The organism is Allosphingosinicella sp. (genome assembly GCF_036387215.1).
Classification (GTDB): Bacteria; Pseudomonadota; Alphaproteobacteria; order Sphingomonadales; family Sphingomonadaceae; genus Allosphingosinicella.
In genome coordinates this window covers 1-1,976 of sequence record NZ_DASVUE010000012.1, presented here as the reverse complement: position 1 = coordinate 1,976, position 1,976 = coordinate 1, and the positions used below count along the sequence as shown (strand labels likewise).

The 1,976-nt window shown below is 65.8% G+C and carries 1 protein-coding gene and 1 pseudogene; both read right to left on the bottom strand.

Features of this window, described 5'->3' with window-relative positions; all coding sequences use genetic code 11:
* A pseudogene (locus VF662_RS00465) lies at window positions 1–402 on the bottom strand (glutamine--fructose-6-phosphate transaminase (isomerizing)); the annotation flags it as partial.
* Between the two features lie 31 nt (window positions 403–433).
* Window positions 434–1,792 carry a bifunctional UDP-N-acetylglucosamine diphosphorylase/glucosamine-1-phosphate N-acetyltransferase GlmU gene (gene glmU, locus VF662_RS00460; RefSeq protein ID WP_464136383.1) on the bottom strand — a complete coding sequence of 453 codons (1,359 nt, stop codon included), beginning with the start codon at window positions 1,790–1,792 and terminating at the stop codon, window positions 434–436.
* Window positions 1,793–1,976: the final 184 nt, after the last annotated feature.

The window sequence follows — 1,976 nt, the reverse complement described above, 5'->3', positions numbered from 1 at the left end:
CTCGTTGGCGATAAGGTGCGCCACCACCTCGGAGTCCGTCTCGCTCTGGAAGGTGCGGCCGAGCGCCTGCATCTCCTCGCGCAGCGGCCGAAAGTTCTCGATAATCCCGTTGTGAACGAGCGCGACCCCGTCGACGATGTGTGGGTGCGCGTTTCCGACCGTCGGGGCCCCGTGCGTCGCCCAGCGCGTGTGCGCGATGCCGACGGTGCCGGCGAGCGGATCGTCCTTCAGCTCGCGGGCAAGGTTCTCGAGCTTGCCCTCGGCCCGGCGCCGCTCGAGCTTGCCATCCACGATCGTGCAGATGCCGGCGCTGTCATAGCCGCGATATTCGAGCCGCTTCAGGCCGTCGAGCAACCGCCCCGAAACCTCATCCTTGCCGATGATCCCGATAATTCCGCACATTAACTTTGCTTTCCTGAATATTCACGGCCGCTTAGCCGGCCTTTTTCTTCGCTGCCATCATCGAGCGGAAGCGCGCGGCCCAGCCCGGCCGCTCCTCCTGCTTGCCGCGGGCTACCGCTAACGCTTCGTCTGAAACGTCGCGAGTCACCACGGAGCCGGCGCCGACGATCGCATTCTTCCCCACCGTGACCGGGGCCACCAGGGCAGTGTTGGAGCCGATGAAAGCCCCCTCACCTATCTTCGTAGGATATTTGAAGAAGCCGTCATAATTGCATGTGATCGTTCCAGCACCGATATTCGCCGCCGCGCCCACGTCCGCATCGCCGATGTAGGAGAGATGGTTCGCCTTGGCGCCCTTGCCCAACCGCGCCTTCTTCACCTCCACGAAATTGCCCACCTTGGCCTTTTCGCCGATCTCCGCGCCCGGCCGCAGGCGCGCATAGGGGCCGATCTCGGCACCCGTCGCGATATCCGCCCCCTCGATGTGGCTGAAGGCGCGGATCGTCACTCCATCCGCAATGCGAACCCCCGGGCCAAACACAACGTTCGGCTCCACAACGCAGTCGCGGCCGATCTCCGTGTCGTGCGCGAACCAGACCGTATCCGGCGCCACCAGCGTCACGCCGTCCGCCATCGCCTTGAGGCGCCGCCGCCGCTGCCAGACGGCCTCGACGAGCGCGAGCTCGGCGCGGCTGTTGACGCCCGCCATCTCCCAGGGCTGCGCCTCGATCACCACCGACCGCCGCCCAGCCCGCGCGGCGAGCATGACGATGTCGGGAAGGTAATATTCGCCAGCCGCATTGTCGTTACCGACTTGACCCAGCAGCCGGAACAGATCCTCGGCCCGCGCCGCCATCAGTCCGGAGTTGCAAAGATCGACCGCACGCTCCTCCTCGGTCGCGTCCTTGAACTCGACCATCTTCTCGATCGTGCCGTCATCCCGTGCGAGGATACGCCCGTAAGCCATTGGATCTGAAGGCCTGAACCCGACGACCACGACCGCCGGAGAATCCGGGGCATTCAAGCGGGCGAGCATGTTCGCCATCGTCTCCGCCTCGACCAGCGGGGTATCCCCGTAGAGGATCAGCACGTCGCCGTCGAAGCCGCCGAGCGCCGCTTCCGCCTGCTGGACGGCATGCGCGGTGCCGAGCTGCTGCTCCTGCACCACAACTTCGCCTGCCCGCGCATCCACCAGCCGCTCGACCTGCTCGCGGCCGCTCCCCACCACCACGATCTTCTTCGACGGCCCGAGCCCGTCGACGACGCCGAGCAGGTGATCGAGCATCGCCCGCCCCGCAATCGGGTGAAGCACCTTGTGCACGTCGGACTTCATGCGCGTTCCCTTGCCCGCGGCAAGGATGACTGCGGCAAATGGACGGTGGGTTGTCATGATGCTCCTGAGGCCGGAGCGCTCCTTTCGCACGGAAACCTTGCCATTTCCATAGCATGCGCCGGTAGCAGGAAGAGCCCGGCGCAGGCGGTTCCAATCACCAACGGCCGTTCGGAGACCGCCTTCCAAGATGCTCCTGAAGGCGGCGCCAGGTGGCGGGGGAGAGCGTAGCCGGAAGCGCGTC